Origin of the sequence: Yersinia sp. J1 (assembly GCF_050586585.1) — a bacterium.
Taxonomy (GTDB): domain Bacteria; phylum Pseudomonadota; class Gammaproteobacteria; order Enterobacterales; family Enterobacteriaceae; genus Yersinia; species Yersinia entomophaga.
Map to the genome: position 1 here is coordinate 1 of NZ_JBOBDP010000024.1, position 25153 is coordinate 25153.

Consider the following 25153-nt stretch of genomic DNA (forward strand, 5'->3'; position numbering starts at 1 on the left):
TTCCCAGCTCGTTAGCCCGATTAACCCACTCTTTATGAATATCTTCACGCGAATAGTCGTCTGTTTTTTTGTCGCGGGTCGCCATCGATACCCGGCTTTTGGTCTGTGCGTCAGCGGTTTCGCGGGTCAGTCCCATAGCCGCCAGCCCTTCTTCTATCTGAGCAGAACGCCGCGAAAATCCACGAATTTGTTCATCCGTAAAGTGCGCCATATCAAAGGTGTTGTTTTTGTTGTTATAACGCAGTTCATACCCGGCCTTTGTCAGCTCCAGCGCCAGCTCCTGCTTATAGACATCCCCCAGGTGCATCTTGGCCCGCATCAGTTCATCGTTTTTAAGCGCCCTCCACTGACCATCCCCGCGCTGCGTCATATTCATGACAAAGGCGTGGGTATGCAGCTCCGGGTCAAGGGCGCGTGATGTTTCATGCCGGAAGGAAGCAACTACCAGATTACCGGTATTCTGCGTAATGGTTTTCCCTGCGTGGGTCGTGCGGGCCTGAGCCAGCTTTTCTGCTTCCTGGACGGCAGCGGCAACCGCTTTTTCGTGGGCGGCGATAATTGCCTTATCGCCGTGGATCAGCGCCTGCATCGATACGCCTTTAGGCGCGGAAAATGTGAGGTCGTATCCCAGCCGTTCTTTCGTCGCGTCACCGCTGGAGCGCTTCATCTGCGTGAAAGGGTCAATCTCCCCGACAAGCAGCTCTTTGAAGCGTTGAGAACTGACCTCGCCGGAAAGGCCCAGCGCTTCAGCGCCCTGACCATGCCACGCGGTAAAGCTGCTGTCTTTGCTGTAGTAATCGTCTTTTGCATCAGCGTAGTAACCTACAACTGACGCAATATCGATACGGGTGATAGTCGTAATATCAAGCATGGCGCTACCTCATGATGATGCCCGGAACCGGGTTCTTACGCGTGTATTGCACATGTTTAGTCTTGAACTTGCCGACAGGCAGATCACCAGGGAAATAGACGTACCCAGTGAGGTTTTTCAGCTCTGATATTTCCGTAGGAGTAACGGCTCTGACGGTGCGCGTTTCGATGCGTGGCCTGTTACCAATGCCCGCCTGGAATGGGTTGCCTTGTTTGTGTTCCACTTCGCCCTCAATCTCGCCCAATGCACGGGACATAAAATCAAGGGTTCCTTTACCTAAACGGCTACCCCCCATGACGATACCGGATCGCATGTTACTCAACAGGGTTTCCGCTATGTTGATGCCGTAGCGCTCAACCAACTGAGAGTACGTCTGGTAGCCCGCCCATACTGACGCGCCACTTTTACGGCCCTTCGTCAGTAAGTCCTGTAGGTTTGGCAGGTATTCCAGTGATTCCAGCTCGTCGATAAAAAAAAGCGTGCGCTGATCGCGTTTCCCCATACCCAGCAGGCTTGAAAACAGAATATCCAGCCAGCATGAAATCAGCGGGTTGAGGCTCTTTTTCATCTGCTCTTGCCAGGTGATAAACAGCGTGCCGGGTTTACCATCTTCCAGCCAGTCACGCAGCGAGAAATCGCCAGCGGGCATCTTCAGGTGTGGAGCTAATTTGTCACCCAGGACAAAACGGGCGCTACCTGTTGCTTTCTCCGCGCCTTTAATAAACAGGGCTTCTGCGGGAGTGCCTTTTACAAATTCTTTTAATTTGTCATTCTCAACAATGGTACACCAGTGCATTACTTCTTCCATTGTCGGATTGCGTTTTATCTTGAGTAATTTCTTCGATACCTCGCGATAAATAAGACGACCATATCTGTACCATTCCTCTGCTGAACGTTCCTTACTTTCCTGAATAATAGATACAGCATAGAGATCATAGTCAAAGTCATCGCGTATTTCGTTGAACATAGACCAGCCAGGAGAACGCTTATCATAAGGACTGAGAATTACATCACCAGGACGATAAAACGTCTCCACATATTCACCGTTTGGGTCAAGTACGATGCGCTTATCCGAGCCTCTTTTCAGGCTTGAATATATTGCTTCCTTTATTATTGTGGTTTTACCAACCCCCGTAGCGCCACCAATTGAAATGTGTAAAGTTTCGGCAGCAGTGGGGACGGGAACACCTGCGATAGTTAATTGCTTATGACCGCGCTCTTTGGTTTTTTCGGCCAAAGACGAGGCTCTGACTAATTTAGTGCCACGGAGTACACGTTTAAATTTCGGTCCTTTATACACCCTTCCCTTATCGTAAATGATGAATCCAATGAAGCCACACAACCCTATAACCGCGCCTGCAATAATCGCCACCCATAACGGCCATAAGTTAAACGTGTTCTTTAGCAAATAGGGTACAAGATAGTGTGCGGTTTCACTGTTAATGCCATAAACAAACTTTGCAGTAATAAACCACACAAAGGGTATCGGCCCCAGCAACGAGCATAAAAATATAATTCCTCTTTCTTGTTCCGTCATTATTCCTTCCTCTCTTGTTTACTTTCCCATACCTTATATCCGTTACGTTCCAGCTCTCCCCAGGCGGCTTTCATATTGGCCGGGGTTGCCATCGAACGCAGCAGGATCACCGTCTCGATTGCCAGGGATTCGTGCAGCATCATCTGACCGGGAGGCGGCAATTTGAGTTGTGATAGCTGTTTGACCAGACCTTTTAGTTCTGAGGAAAACGCGCTCATGTCTGTCTCTGATACCTGGTCAAACAGAATATCGAGGCGTCGATTTACTTCATTTATCTGTTCCGTAACCTGACTCAATCCACCTATCCGGCCACCTGATCCGGCCAACAAACAACGGCGCATATAGTCCGATCTGTTCGTTCCGGCCAGCCTGTCGATAAGCTCTTTTTCTTCGTCCGTTACCTTGCATGTGATGATCGGCATCATGTCCTCAACTGGTGATTTTTCGTGTTCAATCTGGCGGTAGTTTAACCGCATGAGGTAAGTATTAACAAAGTAATACCTAAATTTCCATATAAACCATTCCCTTATGCTATGTTTTTAATACCTTTTTAATACCCGCAATCATAAATTTTGAACATTTTGTTTTTTAAATCAGTTAGTTAGTGCGATTTATCGCACTGCGTTAGGTGTATAGCAGGTTAAGGGCTAAAAAATAATCAGTTTGGTAGGGGCGATCTACGGAGGTTAAGGGGTATTTTGGTGAAAAAGCGTTCAATATCCCGGTATTCATGCTTGCATGAATACCCATACACCACAAATACACCACTATTACGTCAATTCATGGTTGACATTACACCACAATTACATCAATCTTACGTCATGGGATAGTTGATACGACAAAAATACATCACTATTACATCAAAAATACATCATTCTACATGAGGGTACTATGAAGCCCAAAAGCATCAGGGCAGCAATTCAGATGATGTTGCCGGAAGTAGAAGAAATGCTGTCGCTGGGAGTCTCCAGAGAGGAGGTTTTCAAGGCGGTATCTGAACGCTTCGGCCTGGAGAATGTGAACGTTCGAAGTTTTGATACTGCCCTGTATCGGGCCAGGCAAAACCGGGCAAAACATGCCACCCCTGATTCTGTATTGCACAATACAGAATCAGCCGGAGCCAGTGAGCAACAAAAGAAAAATGTATTGCACAATACAGAGAAACCCGCGAAGTCTGAGCAGGTAAAAAAAGATGTATTGCACAATACACAAGACGCGACCGAAGGAGACAAAAAGAAACAGCCACCGGGTATCATCGGAAAGGAATTTTTTGACGAGGCAAAAGCCGAGTTCGATCCTAATGAGTTCATCAAAAAATATTGAGGTGTGCAATGAAAGTAGCGGTTATTAATTACAGTGGCAGCGTTGGCAAAACTTTAGTTTCAACTTACCTTCTCGCCCCGCGCCTGAAAGATGCGAAATTTTTCGCTGTCGAAACCATTAACCAGTCAGCGTCTGACTTAGGGATTGAAAATGTCACCAGTTTTAAAGGTGATGATTTCTCCCGTCTGATTGAAGATGTGGTTTTTGAAGATGCAGCGATTATTGATATTGGCGCGTCAAACGTGGAACCGTTTTTAATGGCAATGTCCCGCTTTGATGGCGGCGCAAATGAATTTGATATGTATTTCATTCCGGTAACACCGGAAGATAAAGCCATTAAAGAAAGTATGAAAACGGCGCACACGTTAAGCAAGGCTGGCGTGGATAACAAAAAGATTATCTTTGTTCCAAACCGCGTTAATCCGGGTGATGATGTTGAAAATGTTTTCGGCCCGATTTTCGACTTTGTGAAACAAACTAAAGTAGGCCGCATTAATAAAAACTCTGCGATCTATAATAGTGAGGTGTACGAATATCTTGCACACCATAAAATTTCTTTTGAAACGCTGACCGCTGAAGATGCGGAAGAATTTAAAGCCCGCGCTAAAGCATCAGCTGACGCAGACGAACGCCGCAAAATGGCGCGTCGTTATACTTACATGAAGCAGGCTATCCCGGTTAAGAGCAACCTGGATAAAACATTCTCCCTGTTAATCGGAGATTAAGCATGGATAAGCAGCCCGATAAATTAGACGTATTGATGGACTGGTTTTTGGGAGACGCGAAGGAAATTTTAGAAGCCATGAAGTTAATGAAGGCCGAACAAGCCGACATGCTTCAGCAGCTGGGCGAACTCAAAAGCGCACTTGAATTGACGGCAGACGATTCGAGAGCGGAAATCATCGGCAGCCTGAGAGATATACAGGCGGCGATGAAGGAGGAAAACAAGGCGCGGTCAGACTTTCTGACGCGCTGGCAATCTCTCCAGCACAACAACGCCAGCACCATCGTTAACCGCGTCGTGATCATGACGGCTGTTTGTTCCATCGTCGGCGCGGCCATCGGGACGGCGCTGACCTTGCTGATCCTGAAGTAACACGCAAGGCCGGATTTCCGGCCTTTTTCTTTCTTTTCAATCGTGACAGTCACGGTGATAAAAATGGATAAAACTGAACGCGAAAGGATGTTAGCCAGACGGCGACAAGCTCGCCGCCGCGAACGGTTACGCGCTGAAGGCGTTAGCGTGACCGTCACGCTAACGCACGATGAAGCGGCGCAACTGGACGAACTACGGCAGGTGCGCCGGATGGGTAAACAGCCCTATTCACCAAATGAGTTTTTCCAGCTGCTGCTGATCCGCAACTGGCAACAGTGGGAGAAAGAAAAAGCCGCGCTGGGTACATGCCAGCACTGCGGAAAATCAAAAGCCGGTGGCGGCTGCGGCGGGGAGTTTCAAAAGGAAACATACCAATGCTGGCTGGCGCAGGACGCAAACGCGCTTAACCTTTAGTGTATTGTGCAATACAGAAAAGCCCGGTTAATACCGGGCTTTGTCGTTGTCGGAAGGTTTATTTTTTTTCCTGCTGCAACAGGTGATCAATCTTTGCTGCAAGCGCGTATGTTGACGGGAACGCGCCTTTTGTACGCTGGTTAGGTAACTGATTGAAGGCCATCAGGCAGGCTTCGAGAAGGTAGGTTTTCTGGCTCTCCAGCTCTGCTTTCAGCTGGGACGGTGTTGTGACTTTTGTCATTAGGCTTACTCCTGATAAGTGCCGCTTTGGGCTGTATTGCCCGGCTTTCACCGGGCGGGGTGTTTATGCTCAATCAGGCCGGAATATGGTAATAGGCCAGCTCGCGATGCAGGTCATTTCCAAAACCTGTTTCATAGTCCCACGCTCGCCAGGCAAGGCGACCATCAACAACGTGGCGGATCTCGATTTGCTCGCTATCGTAGCGGTCTGTATTGGCTACTTCGACGGTTACTGTAGGGGTGTTGTATTCGCGAATAATTGCAGCGATATGTTGTTTCATTGGGGACTCCGTGGGTTGCCGCTTTGGGCTGTGTTACCGGGCGGCGGTATTGCCTCCCGATAAAATAAGTATCGCTTTTCTCGCCCCAAAAGTCAATATTAGTAAATACGATAATTACATTTATTTCATCCAGTTTTACCAACAAAAAGCGCCCCGGAAGGCGCGTTGAATGGTGGCCGGATTATGCCGCACGGACGGCGGCAAGTGCTGGCGCTCCGGTTAGCAGGGCATCACGCAGGGCCGCCAGAATAAGCAGGGGCTGCGCGTTCTCTGCGTGTACCATCCGATAGATCTCTGTGAACTCTTCCGGGCTTAAAACGCCCATTCTAAAAGCGTGGTCTGCGTTGTGCTCCGCCAGCCAGATAACATCCTGCGCTTTGTACTTCTCTGTATGCTTCTCCTGGCTCGCCAGGGCGCGGGTCATGCTGCGGGCAACGTAGGCGCGAGTTACGCGCTTCTCTGCGTATGGCTTGCCTTCTTCCGCTTCAATAGGTTCATGCAAGGTGTACACGGTGTAATCGTCAAGGCTTGCCGCCGGGATGTGTTCCGGGGCTGGTTCTGCGGTGGCTTCGCGCACTGCTGCGGCCTTCTCCGCTTCAACTGCCATATAGCCTTTCAGGCCCGTTTTCGCTGCTTTGTATGCCGCTTTGAAACAAGCCACTTCGGAAATGTCGATCCAGTAACCACAACCAAAGCCGTCCTCATAGCAAGGGCAGCTGTCATTTTCCCAGCCTGCCAGCGTCAGGATCTCGTCCATCGCTTCCAGCTCTGCCGCCGTGGCGCTCTCGATGATGAAATGATGTTTGCGGCCGCGTAAATCCGGGTTTGCTGCTGTGGTTGCTTCGCGAGTCAGTTTCATTTTTTTCTCCTTAAATGTAATCGCCGCTTTGGGCTGTGTCACCGGGCGGCGGTGTTGCCTCCCGATGAATTAAGTATCGCTCTTTTCACCCTCAAAGTCAACATTAGTAAATACATTTATTACTTATATTTCATTCGATTGCGCGACAGCGGAAAGGCGACAGCACCACGATGAAAGAGGGCTTAAATCGTCAATCGCCGGGCCTTACCGGGCCTGACGGGGATGATGCACCCACTACCACATAACCCGACCGGAACCACCACAGCACGCCCACACACGCCGCCGCGTGGACACTGCCCCCATCCCCTCCCTGCAAAGCCCTCTTTTCCACCACCCAAAACGCCACGCCACGGGCACACATTAGCCCTGTCCCGGTGAGCGGCCTGTGCGGCGCTCTGCGACGCGCTGGGCGTGATTTCCGGGTCCGTGGTGGGTCAGCGCAGCTGACGCGCCCGGATGGGCTGTAAACGGGCTTACAGCGCCGCTGGCGACGCTGGCCGATACGATCAAATTTGCTGAACGACACTCGCAGCCGGCAGCAGCTGAGAAGCAACTGCAGCTGGCGGGCACCCATTTCGGGTTTTACATTATTTCAGTGAGTTAGGGACAGCAGGCAGGAAAAACAGGCATTCAGTATTTTTGATGCCTTAAAGCCCCGTTGCGGGGCGGTTGGCGCGGCCTGTGGCCGCTGCAAGCGCCGGGTTTGACGGGCTGATGCCCGTTGAGCTGCACAATCCATGTTTATCACAAGCGTCAGCGATGGAAGCCCGAAGGGGCGAGACAGCAAGGCTGGCTCGATGCGCAGCACGACGTAGCGGCCCGGAGGGAGACGCCCTATTTAGCGCCCGCCACCCATTTGTACAGACACCCAACCGACAGATTCAGATCGGCGGCAATATCCTTAACTTTCTCACCAGTCACCTTTCTGGCCGTCATTCTCTGCACGGCTTCATCCCTGAGCGTATCAGGAACGATCTTCACCACCGGAGAATGCTTCCATATCTGATGCACCCGCGCGACGTTCGCCGCCGCCACTTTATGCAACCTGGTGCTGGTCGCACGTTCAGGTGCATTCTTCCGGCCTTCGGCCATGAGCGCGAGCTGGTCAGCGGGGCGAATTTCGCCCCGCCGGATACGGCGCAAAACATTTTCCCGACACTGGCGGGAATGCTCGGCGCTGGCAAGCGGCGTGTGTAGTGGTATGCCCCAGCGTTCCCGGTACTGTCTGGCGTTCATCTGGTGGGCTTTACTCAAATGAGGGGCCAGGAAAGAAAACTCCTTCCCGCACTCCAGGCACTTAATTTTTTCCGGTGCGTCGTCATGGTCAGCCATCGTCCGGCCTCCTTTTCGTTATGCAGGGCGGCGATTAGCCGCCCTGCAATTTAATTAGCAATCCTCTCGCTGTGTCCAGTGGTTATCCGTCAAAGCCTGCTGCGCGGTGCTGCTGTCCGGGAAGTATTCAGCTGATTCCCTTGATACCGGGTAGCCCTCACTGGTCGCCGTGTCAATGTAATAGCCTCTCTGGCTTTTCAGGATCTGCAACGCCAGGTCAAAACCCTGTTGCTGTGCGAGTTTTCCGTTTTCCATTTTTTTCTCCAGGCTGGCGGGGGTTTCCCCCCGCCTGTGAGTTAGTGAGATTTACGTGACAGGTAAAGCGGCAGGAAGCAATCAAGCGCATACAGGAATGAAACGACCGATGCAGAGCCGTACAGCAGCGCCAGCGGCATATTATCGGCATAGCTGAAAACGCCTGTTGATGCGGCCAGCCCCAGCACGGTAGTACACGCGCCGCCCAGCTGGACTTGCTCGCGGTAGCCCTGGCGAACCATAAACCACGGGAGGGCCAGCGCGGCGGCAGCGAGAATAAATGCGATTGGGATGATGATCAGATAGTTCATAGATAACTCCTTAGATGCCACTTTGGGCTGTTTCACCGGGCGGCGGTATTGCCTCCCGATGAAATAAGTATCGCTCTTTTCGACTTTAAAGTCAATATTAGTAAATACAATTATTACTTATATTTCATGAAATTTTACCCACAAAAAAGCGCCCCGAAGGGCGCTAATTTAGCGGCTGGATTTATCCATCTTTCCCGCGTTGATGCGGATTTGCGCTGCAAGCCCCCAGGTAAAGCAGTCATGCCCGCGCCCCGCCAGCGCCCCGGATTTGTACGCCTCAAGCGTCACATCAGCCGGGATGGTGGTTTCGCCGTATTCTTTGCGCAGCAGGTCGATAGATTCAGCGATCAGCGCGTCGGTCAGGTCACGTGAGCAAAACAGGTATTTCACGCCACCATAAACACGGTGGAAACCCGTAATGTTGTATTCGTAAATGTCTTCCATTGAGTTAACGCTACCTTCCTCAAACTTGTTTGTAATCGCTTCTACAGCCTCTTTGGTTGGGCCATCCGTCCACGAAACATAGAGCGCGTTATAGTCACGCATACGGACAGAAAATTTCACGCCGGGGAAATGCTTTTTCAGCAGAATACGGATGTTTTTAGCGGCTAGCTTGGTGGTGTTGCTTTCGGTGGCCGTGGTCAGCAATCCGGCGTTTTCCGGGTCAGCGCTGGCGCGTTCGTTCGCCAGCTGGCGGGCATCTTCTTTCGCCTGGTGTCGCGCTTCTCGCTGGTCGGTCACACTCTGCACAACCTGACGGCGGGCGCGGAGTTCATCGAGTGAAAGGGTCTTGTCGATCACCTGGTAAAAGCGCAGGGAGGTTTCCAGCAGCGGGGCGCAGGTCGGGGCATTCAGGCCGAGGATGGTATAGCTGATTTTGTCGTCAGACAGATTAACCGCGCTTACTACATACTCGTTTTTAAAAGAGGTGAGGCACTGGCCGACAGTTAAAGTAGTCATGATGTTACTCCTGATAATCGCCGCTTTGGGCTGTGTCACCGGGCGGCGGTATTGCCTCCCGATGAATTAAGTATCGCCTTTTTCGCCCTCAAAGTCAATATTAGTAAATATATTTATTACATACATTTCATTAGGCTACGGCAGTTAAGAAGATGCGCGGAGCGCATGGGAGGCGCAACGCGCCGGAAGCCCCGCAGCGCAAAGCGCGAGGACTTAAAAAGCGTTACGGCTTTAGCCGTAATAATCCCCCGTCCTGCAAAGCCATCCCTTCCACTGCTCCCAACGCCACGCCACGGCAAGACATAAGCCCTGTCCCGGTGAGCGGGCTGGGCGGCGCTCTGCGACGCTCAGGGCGTGATTTCCGGGTCCGTGGTGGGTCAGCGCAGCTGACGCGCCCGGATGGGCTGTAAACGGGCTTACAGCGCCGCTGGTGACATTGGCCGATACGATCAAATTTGCTGAACGACACTCGCAGCCGGCAGCAGCTGAGAAGCAGCTGCAGCTGGCGGGCGCCTATTTTGGGTTTTACGTTATTTCAGTGAGTTAGCGACAGCAGGCAGGAAAAACAGGCATTCAGTATTTTTGATGCGTCAGCGATGGAAGCCCGAAGGGGCGAGACAGCAAGGCTGGCTCGATGCGCAGCACAACGTAGCGGCCCGGAGGGCGACGCCCAGCGCGGAAAGGTAAACGACAGGCACAAAAAAACCCGACTGGTGAGATCGGGCTTTAATGTTTTGCCCCAGACTGAGGCGGGAACGACCAAACAATTGACAACGAAATATTACGTCATGGGTAGCGTAAATGCAAACGGCGCGGAATAGGGTATACTGCGCGGGTCAATCTGTTGACGTCCTCGCTCCAGCTCCCCGCTTATGCGGCATGAACGGATTAAAGTCCTGGTTGAAAAACAGGTGGTGCTGTTTCAATGCCCAGGCTGGAGCGGGAACGACCAAACAATTGACGTTGGGTAGTCGCTGTGACAGGCAATGTAAGGGCAATCAGCGACGTTCCGGCTCTGTATGGAGCAAACGGATGATTAACGTGTTAATCGTCGTTCTGCGGGCGGTAGTCGCGGTGTCAAACGCTGTGATTGCAATCCTAGAACTGATCCGCGAATTTGTCGATTGATGAACGCGGAAACGTAGCTAAAGGCGGGGGGACCACTCCCCGCCTTTTAACATGGCATAGCTACCCAGCATTTCGCGCCGTCACAGTCGTTACCGCCTTCAGCAATAAAAGCATGGCCGTCAGTGTCGATCGCTATCGCGCCGGGGCGCTCACACCCGGCATCACGCAGGCAATTTTTCCAGCCATAGGCTTTCCCTTCCCATATCAGTACCACGCCGCCATCATGCCCCGGCCACGCTTCACGGTAAGCAGCTGCTTCAGCAAGAAACCGTAAGCGGGCGAAAAAGCCGGATTGCTTCAGCTCGTTTGCGTCGGCCAGTTGTGGGAATTTTGCCCTGGTAAAGCTGCCCGCGTCCGGCGCGGCCACCACGATTTCATCATCAATGACGTTACGCCGGATCTCTTTACCATCCTCGATAACCTTTTTGCGGAACGAGTGCCGGAACACGGCAGAGTAAGCCCCGGATTCATTCATGAAAACGCACGTATCCCAGCGGTGATTGCCCTTACTACGAAACGCCCGGTAAACCTCGCGGCCATACTTGGCCGCATCCTCTTTTTTGAAGTCGAAAGCCATATGTCAGTCCTTTTTCTCAAATACCTGTATGTCCTGAATGTCCGGCCAGAACCGCACGGATGCCACCCGGGCCGCCTTTGTCTGGCCCGAATAGTCGAGATATCGAAACCAGACTTCATCTGTCGTAACCATCAGCATTTCTTCCTGAACGAGTAAGGCGGGCAAATGCCCGCCGCTCCTGGTTAATCTATTGCCCGAAAAATACGGCTCTGTGACTCTGGCGGGAGCGTTTCGGTAAAGTCCCGCAGCGTGTGATAGCGCTCGGCCATCGTCTCATTCACACGCTGCCAGCCACGCTCAAACGCCACGCAGCAAAAGTGGCTGTAGGCATACAGCGCAACGATAATCCCGGCTTCTTTCGCGCTAACAGGTTCATCAAAATAGTTAGGAAGCGTGAGCTGGTAGCCATCCGGCGCGATGAAGGCACACGCACCGTTTTCATAGGTGATGTACTCCCAGCAGCCACCATCATAGCCAACTGCGTATTTTTTCATAAAGCTGCAAACGTAGTTTTCTGCCTGAAGATAAAATTCTGCGAACGCGTAAGGAAGGAAACGCATTTTCTGAGCGGGGCCATAGATTTTTGCGGTGACGATATTAGCCATAGTATTTACTCCGAGGTTGCCGCTTTGGGCTGTGTTAACGAGGGCGGTATTGCCTCCCGATGAATTAAGTATCGCTCTTTCCTGCCCCAAAGTCAACATTAGTAAATACAAATTTTGTTAGACATTACTCTTTATCGGAAGTATATTTTCTGTATTGCGCAATACAGAAGGAAGGCCACATGACATTGCCAACACCCGAAACCTACGAAGAACTCCAGCACGCCTACGATTTTTTTGATGAACGGCTTTTTAATAACGAACTGCCGCCATGCCTGATCACCCTGCAACGCGAAAAGCGTACTTACGGCTATTGCTCGTTTCAGCGCTTCGCGGGCCGTGAGAGCGGGCAAATGGTCGATGAAATAGCCATGAATCCGGTTTACTTCTCCATACGCACCATCAAGGCGACGTTATCCACTCTGGTACATGAAATGGTTCACCAGTGGCAGTTTCATTTTGGCAAGGCCGGGAGACGTGGCTATCACAATAAAGAGTGGGCCGCGCTAATGGAGCGGGTAGGGTTAATGCCATCGGATACCGGGCAACCCGGAGGGCGAAAAGTAGGCCAAAGCATGACGCACTACATTATCACCGGCGGCGCTTTTGACCGGGCGTGTGATGAACTGTTAACACGCAATTTTCAGCTGTCCTGGATGGACCGCTTTCCTCCGTACCAGCCGAAGCCCGGAGCGCCGCAGTCACCCAGCGGAAAAGGTTACATCGATGATGAAGATGATGATGAGGAATACCCGCCGGACGACGACTACACCGACGAACCCGGCGAACTGGATGATGAAATCATCGAGGCAATGAGGTTTGTTTCACCGCCGCCAGAAACCCCGGTAAACAAGTCCAACCGCGCAAAATACACCTGCCCGGTATGCCATGTAAATCTGTGGGGTAAGCCGGGTCTGATTGTGTTCTGCGGCGGGGAGCATTGCGAAAAGGCCGAACTTCAGCCCTCATAAGAAAAGCCCCTGACGGGGCTTTCGTTACAGCGCATGGATAGTGTGCTTAGGGAAGGGAAGAGTGATCGGGGCAAATGGAATATCATCTGAGAAATCCGGCATTGCTCCCTGTTGTGGTGAAGCTGCCGGGCCACCGCCGCTAAATTGCTCTTGCTGCGGCTGTTGTCCCTGCGCGTTATCCTGAGCAACTGGAGCGTTACCGCCCTGACGGCCACCCAACATTTGCATAGTGCCACCCACGTTAACCACAACCTCCGTTGTGTAATGCTCCAGCCCGCCTTGATCTTGCCACTTTCGTGTACGCAGCTGGCCTTCAATGTAAACCTGTGAGCCTTTACGCAGATATTCACCTGCTACTTCTGCCAGTTTTCCGAACAGCACAACACGATGCCATTCCGTTTTTTCTTTGGTTTCGCCGCTCTGCTTGTCGCGCCATGATTCTGATGTGGCTAACGATATAGTCGCCACCGCGCCACCATTGGGCATATAGCGAACTTCGGGGTCCTGACCTAAATTACCGACCAGGATAACTTTGTTAACACCGCGTGAAGCCATAATTTATCCTCCTGATGATGGGAAGCTGTGAGCTTCCCGGAGAAATAATTATCGCAATTTGATGGGTGGTAGTCAATCTAAGTAAATTTTAATTTTACTATTATTTATTATTCAGGCTATTCGGCTTTGCTCTGGTTGATGGCGTACTTCTCGGCTTCCTTCAGCACCTTCAGAGCCATTGCTTCAGGGAGCCACACATCCACTTTACGAAGTTTCTCACCGCCTGCCTCTATGGTGACGGACTGATACAGATCCCAAATACGTTTCACGGTGGAACCCACGTTTTGCTTTGTCCGTCCGACACGTTCGGCCACGTCTTTATTACTTTCTCCATTAACCAGCACTGAATGACCGATTTCGGTAGAAAGATGGGTAAAAGTCTGCATTGCGGGCAAGAGTAAATCCCATTCTTCCTGCGTCATGCTGCGGGTCTGTTTCCGGGCCATAGTCATTCCTGATTGAGATAACGATTAAGCCCATGATATAGCGGCCATCACTTATGGTCAATGTTAGTAAATAATGATTTTACTCTATTGAACTAACAAAAAAGGAGGGGGAGGCCGTCGCGGCAGCAACTGGCCTCCGGGAGAATCAGCGAAGGAAATGCTGATAGCTCTGGATTATAGCGAAAGCCGTAGAATTTGAAAGTCGCAACGCTCGCCGCAAGACCTGATTAGGGAGCCGCAATGCGGCGAGTCTGTCAGGTCGAGGAAGCGTAATTTCTACCACCGTTACAGTCACGCTCTGACACTCGTTTTTCACATATTGCACCGGATAATTATAGGATCTGTTATAGGTAGAAATTAAAGGAAAAACATAAAGGATCACCTTACAGGTTTAGGGGGGGGGTAATATAACGTGGGTTAGGGGGGGGGATTTAACGTAGCTGAGGGGGGTGATTTAACGCAGTAGGGGGGGGGATTTAACGCAGTTGAGGGGGGGGGATTTAACGTGGATAACTTGCTGAATAAACAGGGTTATCCACAAAAGCAAAAGGCCCGCATAGGGCCTTTATATCAGGATTTATACGGTATAGGAGGCGGGGAACAATACAGCAGCAGGCCACCTTTAACCTGTTCGACCTTTGCCGCCGGATACACTGAAAGCACCTGTTTCAGCGCTGGCATGAATGCCCGTTTAAAATCTTTGTCAGCATTCTTCCCGCTGTATTCCTGGGCGAACTGTTCCCGTAGTTTCATCCAGTACAGAATAACCGGACGGCCCTCAATGCGGTGGAGACGGTGAGCAAGCCACGCGTATATATCAAGTGCCAGTGCAGAGCCTTTCAGCACATGCAACGCCCTGTTGTCGAGTGGAACGGCGCTGTCTATCAGGCCGTTATAATAGCCTTCGGACAGGGTGAGTGTTCCCGGCCATAACGTGAGCTGCTTCGCGTCACCATCTTTGATCCAGGCATCAAACTGTTCGACGGGTTGACCGTTATAGGTCCGGCCCTTAAAACCTAATTGCAAACGACACGCGGCCAGCGCCTGCATCTGTGTACGCAGCGTTTTATGACGGGTTCCCTGTGAGTCCATCCCCATTAGGTGAAGAAACTCATTAGCGCTGTGGCCGATGGAGATTTCCCGCGTTTTGTTACGCAGTGCATACGATGAAATCCAGGCGAACGTGAGTCGCGGCATAGCTCCATAGGGTAACGGCTGTTCTACCGGGCCACTGCCTTCATCAATCCAGCCTGCCTGCACAACGAGCCAGGCATCACCAGAACGTCGCATAAACTCGCGCCCGGCCACTTTAGAGCGAGGCAACCCGACCTGACATAGAATGGAATGGGTGAACACCATATCATCACCCTGCGGCGGTTCCTGCCGGATTAGCGTAGCTGTATCAATGACTTTCTGCTGCCGTTTGGTTAGCTGTTTGCTGTCCTCTGCCATTGTCATTTTCCGTAGTAATGTAACTCTGAGGAAACACTAGCATGGCGCTTTAGTAATTACCAGTAAAAACAAACATTACTAATATTTACTTGAGGTTCGAATTACCGTGACTGTCACAGATGGCTTTTTGATTATGACTTTTGAGTATACCCTTCTGTCACCCTCTGAATCCTTCCCCTTGCGCCTTAATGGCATAACTCTAATGACATAGGTTATAGTGACATAACCCTAATGACATAAGAGGCGGTCATGTACATATTTGGATACCTCCGGGCTTCTGCACACGATCAGGATGCGTCACGCGCCCAGCAGCGGCTTAAAGCCTTTGCACTTGAGCATAACCACCGGGTAGCCGGATGGTACGTTGAGAATGCGTCTGGCGCGTCCCTGCAACGCCCTGAGCTTATGCGCCTGCTAAATGATGCTGAGAAGGGCGATCTTATCCTGATTGAGCAGGTAGACCGGCTTTCACGCCTGGATGATGAAGGCTGGCAGCAGCTGAAGCGAATGATGCAGGAAAAGAATCTGGCGATTATCAGTCTGGACCTGCCAACCAGCTACGCGGCGTTAATGCCCCACGGTAGCGATGAATTTACACGGAGTATGCTGACGGCCATCAACAGCATGATGCTTGATATGCTCGCGGCCATCGCCCGAAAAGACTATACAGATCGCCGCCGTCGCCAGCAGGAAGGCGTAAGGAAAGCCAAAGAGAAGGGGGTTTATCGTGGCCGGATACCCGACCAGAATAAGCATGACCTGATCCGTTCTTTGCGGCACCAGGGGAAATCTATCAGCGAGACGGCCAGACTCGCTGGCGTATCGGAAAGGACGGTTACGCGGGTGAGCAAAAGTTAATTCTGGCTATCGACCTGCTTACCAGGAACGCCGTGTTTGACCAGCAAATCCTCTATAGCTTCATCGAGCAGGCGGCTTTTAGGTATCCGCGTTTTGGCCGCTAAAGCGTCAAACAATGGAACAAGCTGATTATCAAGGGACGAGGTGAAGCGTCGGCGATTTTTTAAATAGGGTTCGGCCATTACATCCGTTTCCACACAGTTACAGGTGCAAGCAGTGTATGTGGCTGTCAGATAGATTAAAGTGGTTGCATATAGTGCCTATATAGTGCAAAAATTCATCCTAAATACAGCACCAGGGCACTTACAAAAATAAAATATGCACGATTCCAGTTCGTTTAAGTCGCCTTCATGGCGACTTTTTTATGCTCTTTAACAATATGATTGTTGTGATAAACATGGATTGTGCAGCTCAATATCCATGTCTAGAAGAAGCGCTTCCGGGGCAAGCCCGGAAGCCTTGCTTATTAGCGGTGGGAATAAAGACGCCAGGCGGCACTGCCGGAACTACCATCACAGATACGGCCAGCGAACACCGATCCCTGAGAGTACTTAACACCGTTCAGGTAGCAGTAGCTGCTGTTCTGCGTTTGTTCTGAGCGAAAAGCTGACTCCTGCTGACTCAAGCGATGCTCGGCAGACTGGAGACGAACGGAAAGCGCGTTGATTTGCTTCTGCTGATCGCTGATTCGGTTTGAGAGCGCTACCGCGTCGTTCTGAGTGGCGCACCCGGAGAGCAGGGCGGCGGCAATGATAGCTGGGATTAGTTTCTTCATGTGTTACTCCTGAAATGAACGTCCGTATCGCTGAATAATCAGCTCCAGTGTGTTTTTGTTTTCTGAAATAGTGGTCATAGGGCAGCTGCTTAGAAATACTTTACGAGCCGCAGCTGTCGCGCCGGGGTTGTAGTAGGGGGTGTAAATTCGTATCTCAAAGAAGCTCTGGCGGCCCATTACACAGTCAGGCCCGGATGTTGCCTCGTTACCTTGTAACTTTCCGGCCATACAGGTGAACGCGAGACACGGATCACCCTTAGTATTTCCCTCCGCAAAGGCGCTGGCGCTACTGAAGATGCAGTACATCAATAATATTTTTGCAACGGCTCTTAGCTTACTCATACGTTCCCTCTTATCCATTTGATACAGCTTGTTGAAATCACATTGATAACCAACAGTAATACCATTAGGAACAACAGGTTATAAAACTCACGCGCTCCCAAACGATCCATAAACCACTCGACAAGAAACAGCACTATTGATAGTGTCGCTATCAGCTTCAATAGCTTTCTTGACACAACGCTTACAAAAAATAAACAAATACAGCAACATGACTTAGAGTAGGTAAAGAGGTTGTTTTTGAGGGACATGGCAGTCTTTTTGAACCACAGCAGTATCCCCCTTTCAGGGATTTTGTCTTTTTGGTTTCTTTCGCCTTTCGGCCTCTTAAACTCAATCACATTGCCCATCGTTCACTCCCTTTCTCGAATCTTCAGATCGTCCAAATTCACACCATTTTCCAGTAGCTCAACTAACCATTTAGGACGACGGCCAACGCCAGTCCACGTATTATCCGGGTTAGCCGGGTCACGGTATCTAGGGGATTTGGTATCCCGATCTACCACTGCACCAGGCAGCTTCATTTCATCCAGAAGATACCCATCACTCAATCGTTCCTGTAACCAGACAGGACGCTTTCCGTACCCGCCCCAAGTGTTAAATGGATTCTCCGGGTCACGGTATACAGGCGTCCCTTTTGGTCGCTTCTCCGACTGCAAAGGAACAAGCATAGGTTTCTTCCCTTTAACGTCTTTTTCTCTTGACACGATTCTATTGGCCCTTATGATAAATAAAAGTCGTCAAAATTGCAATTACACGGAAATGCAAAAATGAAAAAATCATGGTGCTTGATAGCGGTATGTATCTCCGGCCTTTCTTTTCATGGGGTCGCTCACGCGGCTTCTGCCTCGGATACGATCGCCAGCCTTGCTGCCCGATGCGCACCAGATGTTTCACCGCTGACAATGGCCTATATCGTCGGCCATGAATCCGGGAACAACCCGTATTTTATTAACGTTAACAGTGGCGCAAACCTGAAACGTCAACCGCAAACCGAAGCTGAAGCGGTAGAAGTTGCCAACCGGCTAATCAAAAACCTCAAGGAAGATGAAAGCATCGATATGGGGCTTGCGATGATTAATTCTAACAATTTGAGTTCGTTAGGTATCACGGTTGAGCAGGTATTTAAACCCTGTATCAATCTCCGCGCCAGTCAGACCATTTTAAAAGACTGTTATAGTACGGCCCTGAAATCCAACCCGCCCGGTCAGGTAGCGTTAAGACACGCGCTGTCCTGCTACAACACTGGTTCACAAGTGCGGGGGATTTCAAACGGGTATGTCACGAAAGTTATTAACGTGGCTAAACAGTCTGATTTAAAGATCCCTACGTTGCTACCTGATGGGCAGAACGAGGAAGCGGAGAGCCAGCCTGTAAGTGCGAAGGGCGCAACCTTTGAGGGTGAGCACGATGCGTTTACGGGTGAAAGTGATAGTAGTGGTGATGTGTTTTCGCAGGATAACACTGACGCGTTTCTGACCAAAGCAGAGCAAAAAGGGAGTGAGGTTATGAATGACAAAAATCTATCTCCTGTTGCAGTCTCAAATCATTGATTTATGCGAAGCCGGAAAAATACAGGAGGTTGTAATTGAAAGGATTTCACTAAAGCAGTGGTATCCCATATTTGATGTAAAGGATGAAGATTTGGGTGAGGTTCGCTGTTCTATTCGGTTGAATAAAGATCACGAACTTCGCACATGGGCAGACCTGAGACTCCTGACGGAGTTTCTTCTGGATAAGTGCAATGTCGGCGAGTGCCGATTGATATTGAAATCAACAAAGGAAAGGTAGAGGTATATATGGTTACTTTTTTCAAAAATAACGGGTTTGCGCTACTGGTTGCGCTGTTATGTATTGCAGCGCCAGAACTGGCCCTAGCAGCTGGCGGGGCAGACACCGGGGCCAGTACAGGTAACAACATCAAGTCATGGCTGGATACCTGGATTCCTATGGCCTGCACCATCGCAGTGATCGTGTCGTTCCTCGCTTGGCTGTTCCATCTTATTTCCGCTGGTTTTATGTTCCGTCTCGCAATGTCAATGATTGGCATTGGCTCCGCAGCATATCTGGTATCCCTGACTGGTATCGGCAGCTGATTAATGGGGGGAGGTCATCCCCCATTAAGAGAGGTTTTTATGTTTGAAAATGGACAACGGCCATTATTTAAAGGTGCAACACGCGTTCCCCGGATTGCTGGCGTTCCGCGTACAGTGGCACTGGTTATCTTCATGATCTCGGCCACGCTGTTTATGACGTTACATTTATGGTCACTACTTGTATTTGCGGTTCTGTGGTCAATTTCAGCAGCGCTGACTAAATACGACGACCGTATGTTTCGCATCCTTTCATTATGGCTACAGACTAAGTTTCGTAATGCACACGACACGCCATTTAAACAATGGAGTGGTTCAAGTTATTCCCCTGTGGATTACAAGAAAAAGGAGCTGAAATAAATGGTGGCATTGCTTAAACCTAAAACGTTCAGAGACGAGCCTAGCGCTAATGAAAAGTATTTGCAGCATAGCCAGCACCTTGATGATTATATTATCTCGATGCGTAATGGCGATCTGCTTGCATTCTTTAAAGTCGATGGACGGACACATGATTGTGCCTCTGACCGTGAGCTGATTACATGGAACGATGATCTTAATACGTTGATTAGGTCCTTCGGGACTGACCATGTAGAGATCTGGTCGCACGAGTATCATCACCAGTCTAAAGAGTATCCTGACTCTGAGTTTACCCAATTATTCCCGCGCTACCTGGATGAATACAACCGCCGTCTGCAAACGGGGGCTAACCAGATGGTTAATGATCTGTACCTGACGGTGCTCTATCGCCAGATAGGCGATAAGACGCAGAAGTTTCTGGCTAAGTTTGAACGTCCGTCAGCTGACGAACTGGCTCAAATGCAGGCTGAAGCCTTCACCGGAATGGAAGAAGTCTGTGAGCAGCTCATGGAGGGGATGAAGAGCTATGGCATCAAGCGCCTGGGTATTTATTACCGGGATAAAAACGGCGAGGAAATAACGTTAACGGACGCTGAAGAAAAGCAATCACTCCTTGAAGTGGATGAAGCAGATATTTTCGACGAGCCGGTAATGCTCAATGTCGCTGATACCGTCCCACAGACGGCTCACGCTTATTCTAAAGCGCTGGAGTTTCTTTATTTCTTGGTCAATCTGGAATGGTCCATTGTGCCTGTTTGCCGTGACCGTATCGGTAATTACATCATGGAAAACCGAGTTGTCAGTTCCGTATGGGGGGATATTGTTCAGGTCAGAACGCTGGACAGCAATTTTTATACTACGGCTATCGAAATCCGTGATTACGAAAAAAACACGGAACCGGGTCAGTTCAATTTGCTGAAAGAAGCTGACTTTGAATACCTGCTGACTCAAACGTTTTCTTGCATATCCGAGGCTTCAGCTAAAACGCTGCTGGAGCGCCAAGAGAAATCCATGATGGAAACTGGCGACAGAAGCCAGTCCCAGCTCGCACAGCTGAATACAGCGCTTGATATGCTGCTTTCTAAAGAAATAGTGATGGGCTATCACCATGCCACTATTCATGTTTTCGATACTGATCAGCGAGCAGTGCAGCGCAAGGCCCGTAAGGCGAAAGTCATGCTAAGTCAGTGTGGCTTCGTGGGGGGCGGCGTAGGGTTGGCCTCTGAAGCGGCTTACTTTGCGAAGATTCCAGGTAATCAGAAATGGGCGCCACGCCCGACTCCGATTAACTCATGGAATTTCTTCCATTTCTCCCCGTACCATAATTTTATGCGCGGTAAACCGGACAATAATCCGTGGGGTCCGGCAGTGACGATGTTCCGTACAGCAAACGGCACACCACTGTATTTTAACTTCCACGTCACCCCACTGGAAGAACGCTCCATTGGAAAACGCCCGTTGGGGCATATGTTGCTTACAGGAAAGTCAGGTGAGGGTAAAACTACGCTGCTGGATTTCCTGTTATGCCAGTGCATGAAGTTTAATCCGCGTATGTTCTGCTATGACCGTGACCGGGGAATGGAACCGTTTATTCGCAGTGTCGGCGGCTACTATAAAGTTTTACAGCAGGGCGTAAAAACCAACTTTTCGCCGCTCAAACAGAAGGGCACTCCTCGTAATATTGCGTCCGTTAAAAATATTATGCGTGTCTGTGCTGAAATTACGAATAACGGTCCGTTAGATAAAGATATGGGAATGGAACTCAATAGGGCTGTGGACGCTGTTATGGGCGAACATTCTTTAATCCCTGTTGAGGCCAGAGACATTACCCGACTGAAAGGGTACATCACGCACCCATATCTCAAAGACCTGATTAATGACTGGACTATTGACGGTCAATACGGATGGCTTTTTGATAATGGTGAAGATGCGTTAGATCTCGATGCTCATGATGTTTTCGGCTTCGACCTGACCGAGTTCATTGCTGCGGAAGGTGAGATTCCCAGCCCGGCCAGAACGCCATTGTTAATGTACTTGCTTTACCGAATCCGTAACTCAATTGATGGAAAGCGCCGTGTTATTCAATGCTTCGATGAATTTCACGCTTATCTTGACGATCCTGTTTTAAAGCTGGAAATAAAGCGCGGCATTAAAACAGACCGTAAGAAAGATGCGATTTATTTGTTTTCCACGCAAGAGCCAAATGACGCGCTCGCAAGCAGTATCGGCAAAACGGTAATGACGCAAACGCCATCAAAAATCTGCCTACGCGATCCTGATGCCAGTCGTAAGGACTACTCCTTCCTGACGGATGCAGAGTTTGATGTGTTGCTCAAAATTCCTGAGCATTCGCGCCAGTTCCTTGTTAAGCAGGGGGCACAGTCAGCTCTCGCTACGTTCAATCTCAAGATTCAGAACAGCGATACGCCAGAACGCGATGAAATGGAAATGGACAACATTATCAGCATCCTTTCCGGTGAACCGCAAAATGCCGAGTTAGCCGAGGAATTGATAGGCAAATATGGTCCAGAGCCGGAAAACTGGATCGAAGAATATTGGCGTCTTTGCCGTCATTAATTAGAGGATGATGTTATGAAATCGAAGTTAATTGCTATTGCACTGGCTGGGCTGTTAGGCGCGGGAACCATCGGGAGCGCTGCCGCTATAGGTAATGGTGTTGTGGTCTACGATCCGACCAGCCTTGCTAAAACACTTGAAGAAATGGCGAACCAGCTGGATCAACTGAAGCAGCAGCTGGCTACCCAAAAAGCAACGTATGAGAGCCTGGCAAAGACAACCAATATTGGGGATTTGTTGGATACATCAACAAGCAGCTTGGCTAATAACCTTCCTGACGATTGGCAGAAAGTATATAGCGATGCCATGAACTCATCATCATCTGTGACTGGATCAGTCAGTTCAATGATGAACAAAGTAAACAATGAAATTGACGATTTAAGCCCCGCTGATGCGCTGAAACTGATGAATAAACGCCTATCAGAGAAAGGTGCTTACGACCGTGTTGTAGCTGAAAAAGCCTATAACAATCAGATGCAGGAATTAAGTGATATGCAGGCTCTAACCGAGCAGATTTCTACAACTAAAGATGTAAAGGAAGTTGCCGATCTTCAGGCTCGTATTCAAACCGCACAAGGCGCTATTCAGGGCGAGCAAGCGAAGCTGAAGCTAATGAGTATGCTTCAGGAATCGCAAGATAAGTTATATGAAGCTCAAAGAGAAAGAGCCGTTAGACGTAATAACTACGGCATTAACAATGAAATAAACCCAGCTCCTATGAACTAAGGAATTATAAGATGAAAAAACATACATATTCAGCTCTATTTTTAATTTCGGCCACATTACTTTCTGGTTGTAAGCCTGAGCACGATAAAGATTGGTACAAATCTCATGACAAGGAGCGAACCGAAAAGGTAGCGGAATGCAAAAAACAAGCCGAACAAAATCAGGATGCAGACTGTAAAAATGCAATGGATGCAAAAGTTGAAATAAACCTTTATGGGCGTGAAGGTAAAACTAAAGATCCAGCTGAACTGTTAAAAGTTCAGTAAGGGGGAGTAATGAGTGGCTTCACAGTCGTAACCACATTATTTGACACCATTGATAAAGTATTAAATTCAGCGGTGGCATCTAATGTATCAACTCTTATATCGGAAGCCACTCCTGTAGTGGCTATTTTCCTGACCATATCTCTTATGGTTAGGGGTGTTTATTCTGCACTTAACCCCGGAGGTGGGGAACCTTTATCAGAGTTAATAAGGCAGTACATCACAATAGCCATTATCCTTAGTTTTGCAACTGCGGGTGGGTTATATCAATCCGATATATTGGGGCTAATTCAGACGTTACCCGATACTCTTGCCACCAAACTTCAAGGGCTTAACTCTACCCCTTATACTGGTATAGCTGGATTAATAGATGGTGCAACTACAAATTGTATTGAAGCTATTAAAACACAATTCGATGGTGCGGGTATATCGGCCAATGGATTAATGAGTTTGGTCATAGGGATAATTCTTCTGATCGCAACCATCGCTATAACAGGGCTTGGGGCTGGATTCGTATTGATGGCAAAAGTATTGCTTTATGTTGTCTTGAGTTTAGGACCGCTAGCAATTTACTGTTTGCTGTGGAAGCCAACCGCAGGTGTTTTCTCTCGATGGGTCGGGAATGTCATAAATTACAGTTTGGTAATTGTCATTCTAGCACTTGTATTTGGGTTATTAATGACTTTATTCGCCAACATGATTTCTGGATTTATTAATGGTGATGGGGTGTTTGACGCATTAAGTACGGTGTTGGGCATGTGTCTGCTGACCGTAGTTGCCGTATTGGTTTTGTTCCAGGTGCCGCAAGTTGCTTCCAGCTTCGGGGCTGGCATACATGCACATATAGGGGACGCAGCCAAGGCCGCGATGATGTCGGGTAGCACTATGGGGAGAATGAGCAACATCCTCGCTAACGGTATTGGTGGGAAGTCCGGTAGTCCTGGAGGCGGCAGTGGGGCCAATCCTACAGCAAACTCCAGTAATAGCGGTTCTGGTCTGACAGGAAAGGCGCGTGGTAGCCGGGGAAAAGCAGCATAAATAAACAAAAGTCGTTGAAATTGCAATTTCACGGATATAAGATAATAGAAGGCAATGGACAAATGAGGTCGAAACTATGCGCGCAATCGTACTTTTAGGGGTGTTGTTGTTAGGGGCATGTTCCAGCAGTTTTAAGCCACCGCCGGAGCCAGACTGGAGCCACACCGTACCAGTCAATAAAACGCTTCCAGTAGATACACAGGGATAAGGTGGTTGTTATGAGAGAGAAAAAGAAAGGGCTGACCAAAGAGGCCATCAAAGAGTTCAACGAAAGCCGCAAAGGGCTGGAAGTGGACGTTATGAACGAAGTGTTATCTTCACGCCGCACGGCGTGGATAGTCGCCACGGTCGCATCTGTTGTGGCTGTCGTAGCGATCGGTAATTCTACCTTTGTGAATTACCGTTATAGCCAGCCAATACCGCCATTTTTGTTGACGCAAAATCCTAGCACCCATGAGATATCACAGGTCAAGTTGACGCGCGATGAAGCTACCTATGGTGACGAAATTGATAAGTATTTTCTTACTCAATACGTTATCCATCGTGAGTCCTACGATTTCTGGTCCTTACAGGCTGACTATGACGCTGTGGGCTTAATGTCCACGCCAGATGTAGCTGACTCCTATCTGTCCCGTTTCAAAGGGAAACAGGGGCTTGATAAGGTGCTGGGCGACAGCGAAACCACCCGCCCAATTATCAACTCAATCATCCTTGATAAAGAGCATGGTGTGGCAACTATCCGCTTCACGACCGTTCGCCGTTCCCGTAGCAATAACTTCGATGATCCACCTAAGCACTGGATTGCCATCCTGGGTTATGGCTACAAAGCGCTGGCTATGAATGCGTCGCAGCGCTACATAAATCCGCTCGGCTTCCGCGTCACCAGTTACCGCGTTAACCCTGAGTCGAACTGAGGA

General features: G+C 49.6%; 36 protein-coding genes. 16 read left to right on the forward strand and 20 right to left on the reverse strand.

Annotated features, from left to right (window positions below):
• The 3 genes from mobF to ACQ4OC_RS18750 all read right to left on the reverse strand — a co-directional run.
• On the reverse strand, positions 1-871 hold an 871-nt coding region (gene mobF / locus ACQ4OC_RS18740), incomplete at its 3' end, for a MobF family relaxase (protein WP_430971487.1).
• 4 nt (positions 872-875) lie between these two features.
• On the reverse strand, positions 876-2408 hold the full coding sequence (locus ACQ4OC_RS18745; RefSeq protein WP_430971488.1) for a type IV secretion system DNA-binding domain-containing protein: 1533 nt from the start codon (positions 2406-2408) through the stop codon (positions 876-878).
• On the reverse strand, positions 2408-2884 hold the full coding sequence (locus ACQ4OC_RS18750) for a traK protein (protein ID WP_242528757.1): 477 nt from the start codon (positions 2882-2884) through the stop codon (positions 2408-2410). Before ACQ4OC_RS18750 ends, ACQ4OC_RS18745 begins: the two co-directional genes overlap by 1 nt.
• 415 nt (positions 2885-3299) lie before the next feature.
• On the opposite strand from ACQ4OC_RS18750, the gene stbA reads away from it, so the two are divergent.
• The 4 genes from stbA (at position 3300) to ACQ4OC_RS18770 (ending at position 5241) form a co-directional block, all read left to right on the forward strand.
• On the forward strand, positions 3300-3731 hold the full coding sequence (stbA, locus tag ACQ4OC_RS18755; protein WP_430971489.1) for a plasmid stabilization protein StbA: 432 nt from the start codon (positions 3300-3302) through the stop codon (positions 3729-3731).
• A gap of 8 nt (positions 3732-3739) precedes the next feature.
• Positions 3740-4456: a StbB family protein gene (gene stbB / locus ACQ4OC_RS18760; RefSeq protein ID WP_020323147.1), complete on the forward strand. Its 717-nt coding sequence runs from the start codon at positions 3740-3742 to the stop codon at positions 4454-4456.
• A 2-nt stretch (positions 4457-4458) separates the two neighbouring features.
• Positions 4459-4827 carry a plasmid stabilization protein StbC gene (gene stbC / locus ACQ4OC_RS18765; protein ID WP_227525270.1) on the forward strand — a complete coding sequence of 123 codons (369 nt, stop codon included), beginning with the start codon at positions 4459-4461 and terminating at the stop codon, positions 4825-4827.
• A gap of 63 nt (positions 4828-4890) precedes the next feature.
• Positions 4891-5241 (forward strand): hypothetical protein, encoded by a 351-nt coding sequence (locus tag ACQ4OC_RS18770; protein ID WP_227525271.1) that lies wholly within the window; start codon positions 4891-4893, stop codon positions 5239-5241.
• 58 nt (positions 5242-5299) lie between these two features.
• On the opposite strand, the gene ACQ4OC_RS18775 is transcribed toward ACQ4OC_RS18770, so the two are convergent.
• The 7 genes from ACQ4OC_RS18775 to ACQ4OC_RS18805 all read right to left on the reverse strand — a co-directional run bounded on the left by ACQ4OC_RS18775 (position 5300) and on the right by ACQ4OC_RS18805 (position 9479).
• A complete protein-coding gene (locus ACQ4OC_RS18775; RefSeq protein WP_000170167.1) occupies positions 5300-5482 on the reverse strand; it encodes a hypothetical protein in 183 nt (60 codons plus the stop codon).
• Between the two features lie 73 nt (positions 5483-5555).
• Positions 5556-5762, reverse strand: coding sequence for a DUF905 family protein (locus tag ACQ4OC_RS18780; RefSeq protein ID WP_430971491.1), 207 nt, complete (start codon positions 5760-5762; stop codon positions 5556-5558).
• Between the two features lie 181 nt (positions 5763-5943).
• Positions 5944-6621: a DUF5417 domain-containing protein gene (locus tag ACQ4OC_RS18785; RefSeq protein WP_430971492.1), complete on the reverse strand. Its 678-nt coding sequence runs from the start codon at positions 6619-6621 to the stop codon at positions 5944-5946.
• Between the two features lie 834 nt (positions 6622-7455).
• Entirely contained in the window at positions 7456-7953 is a 498-nt protein-coding gene (locus tag ACQ4OC_RS18790) for a MucR family transcriptional regulator (protein ID WP_430971493.1), read from the reverse strand.
• Between the two features lie 54 nt (positions 7954-8007).
• Positions 8008-8208 carry a hypothetical protein gene (locus tag ACQ4OC_RS18795; protein ID WP_430971494.1) on the reverse strand — a complete coding sequence of 67 codons (201 nt, stop codon included), beginning with the start codon at positions 8206-8208 and terminating at the stop codon, positions 8008-8010.
• A gap of 41 nt (positions 8209-8249) precedes the next feature.
• Positions 8250-8519: a hypothetical protein gene (locus tag ACQ4OC_RS18800; RefSeq protein WP_020323374.1), complete on the reverse strand. Its 270-nt coding sequence runs from the start codon at positions 8517-8519 to the stop codon at positions 8250-8252.
• 168 nt (positions 8520-8687) lie between these two features.
• On the reverse strand, positions 8688-9479 hold the full coding sequence (locus ACQ4OC_RS18805) for an LPD29 domain-containing protein (protein ID WP_430971495.1): 792 nt from the start codon (positions 9477-9479) through the stop codon (positions 8688-8690).
• Between the two features lie 1032 nt (positions 9480-10511).
• On the opposite strand from ACQ4OC_RS18805, the gene dqlB reads away from it, so the two are divergent.
• Positions 10512-10607: a DinQ-like type I toxin DqlB gene (gene dqlB, locus ACQ4OC_RS18810; protein ID WP_024562317.1), complete on the forward strand. Its 96-nt coding sequence runs from the start codon at positions 10512-10514 to the stop codon at positions 10605-10607.
• Between the two features lie 46 nt (positions 10608-10653).
• Here dqlB and ACQ4OC_RS18815 read toward each other — a convergent pair whose 3' ends face one another.
• Positions 10654-11184, reverse strand: a complete 531-nt coding sequence (locus tag ACQ4OC_RS18815; RefSeq protein ID WP_430971496.1) for an antirestriction protein ArdR — start codon at positions 11182-11184, stop codon at positions 10654-10656.
• Between the two features lie 182 nt (positions 11185-11366).
• Positions 11367-11789 (reverse strand): antirestriction protein, encoded by a 423-nt coding sequence (locus tag ACQ4OC_RS18820; RefSeq protein ID WP_024562320.1) that lies wholly within the window; start codon positions 11787-11789, stop codon positions 11367-11369.
• A 179-nt stretch (positions 11790-11968) separates the two neighbouring features.
• Between ACQ4OC_RS18820 and ACQ4OC_RS18825 the strand changes: the two genes are divergently transcribed.
• Entirely contained in the window at positions 11969-12757 is a 789-nt protein-coding gene (locus tag ACQ4OC_RS18825) for a SprT-like domain-containing protein (protein ID WP_430971497.1), read from the forward strand.
• 24 nt (positions 12758-12781) lie between these two features.
• On the opposite strand, the gene ACQ4OC_RS18830 is transcribed toward ACQ4OC_RS18825, so the two are convergent.
• The 3 genes from ACQ4OC_RS18830 to ACQ4OC_RS18840 form a co-directional block, all read right to left on the reverse strand.
• Complete coding sequence (locus ACQ4OC_RS18830) at positions 12782-13312, reverse strand: single-stranded DNA-binding protein (RefSeq protein WP_430971498.1); 531 nt, start codon at positions 13310-13312, stop codon at positions 12782-12784.
• A 116-nt stretch (positions 13313-13428) separates the two neighbouring features.
• Positions 13429-13758, reverse strand: a complete 330-nt coding sequence (locus tag ACQ4OC_RS18835; protein ID WP_421632495.1) for a TrfB-related DNA-binding protein — start codon at positions 13756-13758, stop codon at positions 13429-13431.
• Positions 13759-14328: 570 nt separating this feature from the next.
• Complete coding sequence (locus ACQ4OC_RS18840; RefSeq protein ID WP_430971499.1) at positions 14329-15210, reverse strand: replication protein RepA; 882 nt, start codon at positions 15208-15210, stop codon at positions 14329-14331.
• Positions 15211-15459: 249 nt separating this feature from the next.
• On the opposite strand from ACQ4OC_RS18840, the gene ACQ4OC_RS18845 reads away from it, so the two are divergent.
• The gene (locus ACQ4OC_RS18845; RefSeq protein ID WP_316438890.1) at positions 15460-16068 is read left to right on the forward strand and encodes a recombinase family protein; all 609 of its coding nucleotides are present in this window, start codon (positions 15460-15462) and stop codon (positions 16066-16068) included.
• Here ACQ4OC_RS18845 and ACQ4OC_RS18850 read toward each other — a convergent pair.
• The 5 genes from ACQ4OC_RS18850 to ACQ4OC_RS18870 all read right to left on the reverse strand — a co-directional run bounded on the left by ACQ4OC_RS18850 (position 16065) and on the right by ACQ4OC_RS18870 (position 17853).
• Positions 16065-16250, reverse strand: a complete 186-nt coding sequence (locus ACQ4OC_RS18850) for a ribbon-helix-helix domain-containing protein (RefSeq protein WP_006118530.1) — start codon at positions 16248-16250, stop codon at positions 16065-16067. The genes ACQ4OC_RS18845 and ACQ4OC_RS18850 overlap by 4 nt on opposite strands.
• Before the next feature lie 284 nt (positions 16251-16534).
• A complete protein-coding gene (locus tag ACQ4OC_RS18855) occupies positions 16535-16843 on the reverse strand; it encodes a hypothetical protein (protein ID WP_032416643.1) in 309 nt (102 codons plus the stop codon).
• Between the two features lie 3 nt (positions 16844-16846).
• On the reverse strand, positions 16847-17185 hold the full coding sequence (locus tag ACQ4OC_RS18860; protein WP_430971500.1) for a hypothetical protein: 339 nt from the start codon (positions 17183-17185) through the stop codon (positions 16847-16849).
• Entirely contained in the window at positions 17182-17532 is a 351-nt protein-coding gene (locus tag ACQ4OC_RS18865; protein ID WP_430971501.1) for a hypothetical protein, read from the reverse strand. Before ACQ4OC_RS18865 ends, ACQ4OC_RS18860 begins: the two co-directional genes overlap by 4 nt.
• Positions 17533-17535: 3 nt before the next feature.
• A complete protein-coding gene (locus tag ACQ4OC_RS18870) occupies positions 17536-17853 on the reverse strand; it encodes an H-NS family nucleoid-associated regulatory protein (protein WP_430971502.1) in 318 nt (105 codons plus the stop codon).
• 99 nt (positions 17854-17952) lie between these two features.
• Here ACQ4OC_RS18870 and ACQ4OC_RS18875 point away from each other — a divergent pair, with 99 nt between their 5' ends.
• The 9 genes from ACQ4OC_RS18875 to ACQ4OC_RS18915 all read left to right on the forward strand — a co-directional run bounded on the left by ACQ4OC_RS18875 (position 17953) and on the right by ACQ4OC_RS18915 (position 25150).
• On the forward strand, positions 17953-18735 hold the full coding sequence (locus tag ACQ4OC_RS18875) for a lytic transglycosylase domain-containing protein (RefSeq protein WP_430971503.1): 783 nt from the start codon (positions 17953-17955) through the stop codon (positions 18733-18735).
• Positions 18736-18981: 246 nt separating this feature from the next.
• Positions 18982-19278, forward strand: coding sequence for a TrbC/VirB2 family protein (locus ACQ4OC_RS18880; RefSeq protein ID WP_430971504.1), 297 nt, complete (start codon positions 18982-18984; stop codon positions 19276-19278).
• A gap of 39 nt (positions 19279-19317) precedes the next feature.
• Complete coding sequence (locus tag ACQ4OC_RS18885) at positions 19318-19635, forward strand: type IV secretion system protein VirB3 (protein WP_430971505.1); 318 nt, start codon at positions 19318-19320, stop codon at positions 19633-19635.
• Positions 19636-22209 (forward strand): VirB4 family type IV secretion/conjugal transfer ATPase, encoded by a 2574-nt coding sequence (locus ACQ4OC_RS18890; protein WP_430971506.1) that lies wholly within the window; start codon positions 19636-19638, stop codon positions 22207-22209.
• 15 nt (positions 22210-22224) lie between these two features.
• The gene (locus ACQ4OC_RS18895; protein WP_430971507.1) at positions 22225-22935 is read left to right on the forward strand and encodes a type IV secretion system protein; all 711 of its coding nucleotides are present in this window, start codon (positions 22225-22227) and stop codon (positions 22933-22935) included.
• 11 nt (positions 22936-22946) lie between these two features.
• Positions 22947-23201, forward strand: coding sequence for an EexN family lipoprotein (locus ACQ4OC_RS18900; RefSeq protein WP_430971508.1), 255 nt, complete (start codon positions 22947-22949; stop codon positions 23199-23201).
• A 9-nt stretch (positions 23202-23210) separates the two neighbouring features.
• The gene (locus ACQ4OC_RS18905) at positions 23211-24236 is read left to right on the forward strand and encodes a type IV secretion system protein (RefSeq protein ID WP_430971509.1); all 1026 of its coding nucleotides are present in this window, start codon (positions 23211-23213) and stop codon (positions 24234-24236) included.
• 76 nt (positions 24237-24312) lie between these two features.
• Positions 24313-24444, forward strand: coding sequence for a hypothetical protein (locus ACQ4OC_RS18910; RefSeq protein ID WP_032493177.1), 132 nt, complete (start codon positions 24313-24315; stop codon positions 24442-24444).
• Between the two features lie 10 nt (positions 24445-24454).
• Positions 24455-25150: a type IV secretion system protein gene (locus ACQ4OC_RS18915; RefSeq protein WP_430971510.1), complete on the forward strand. Its 696-nt coding sequence runs from the start codon at positions 24455-24457 to the stop codon at positions 25148-25150.
• Positions 25151-25153: the final 3 nt, after the last annotated feature.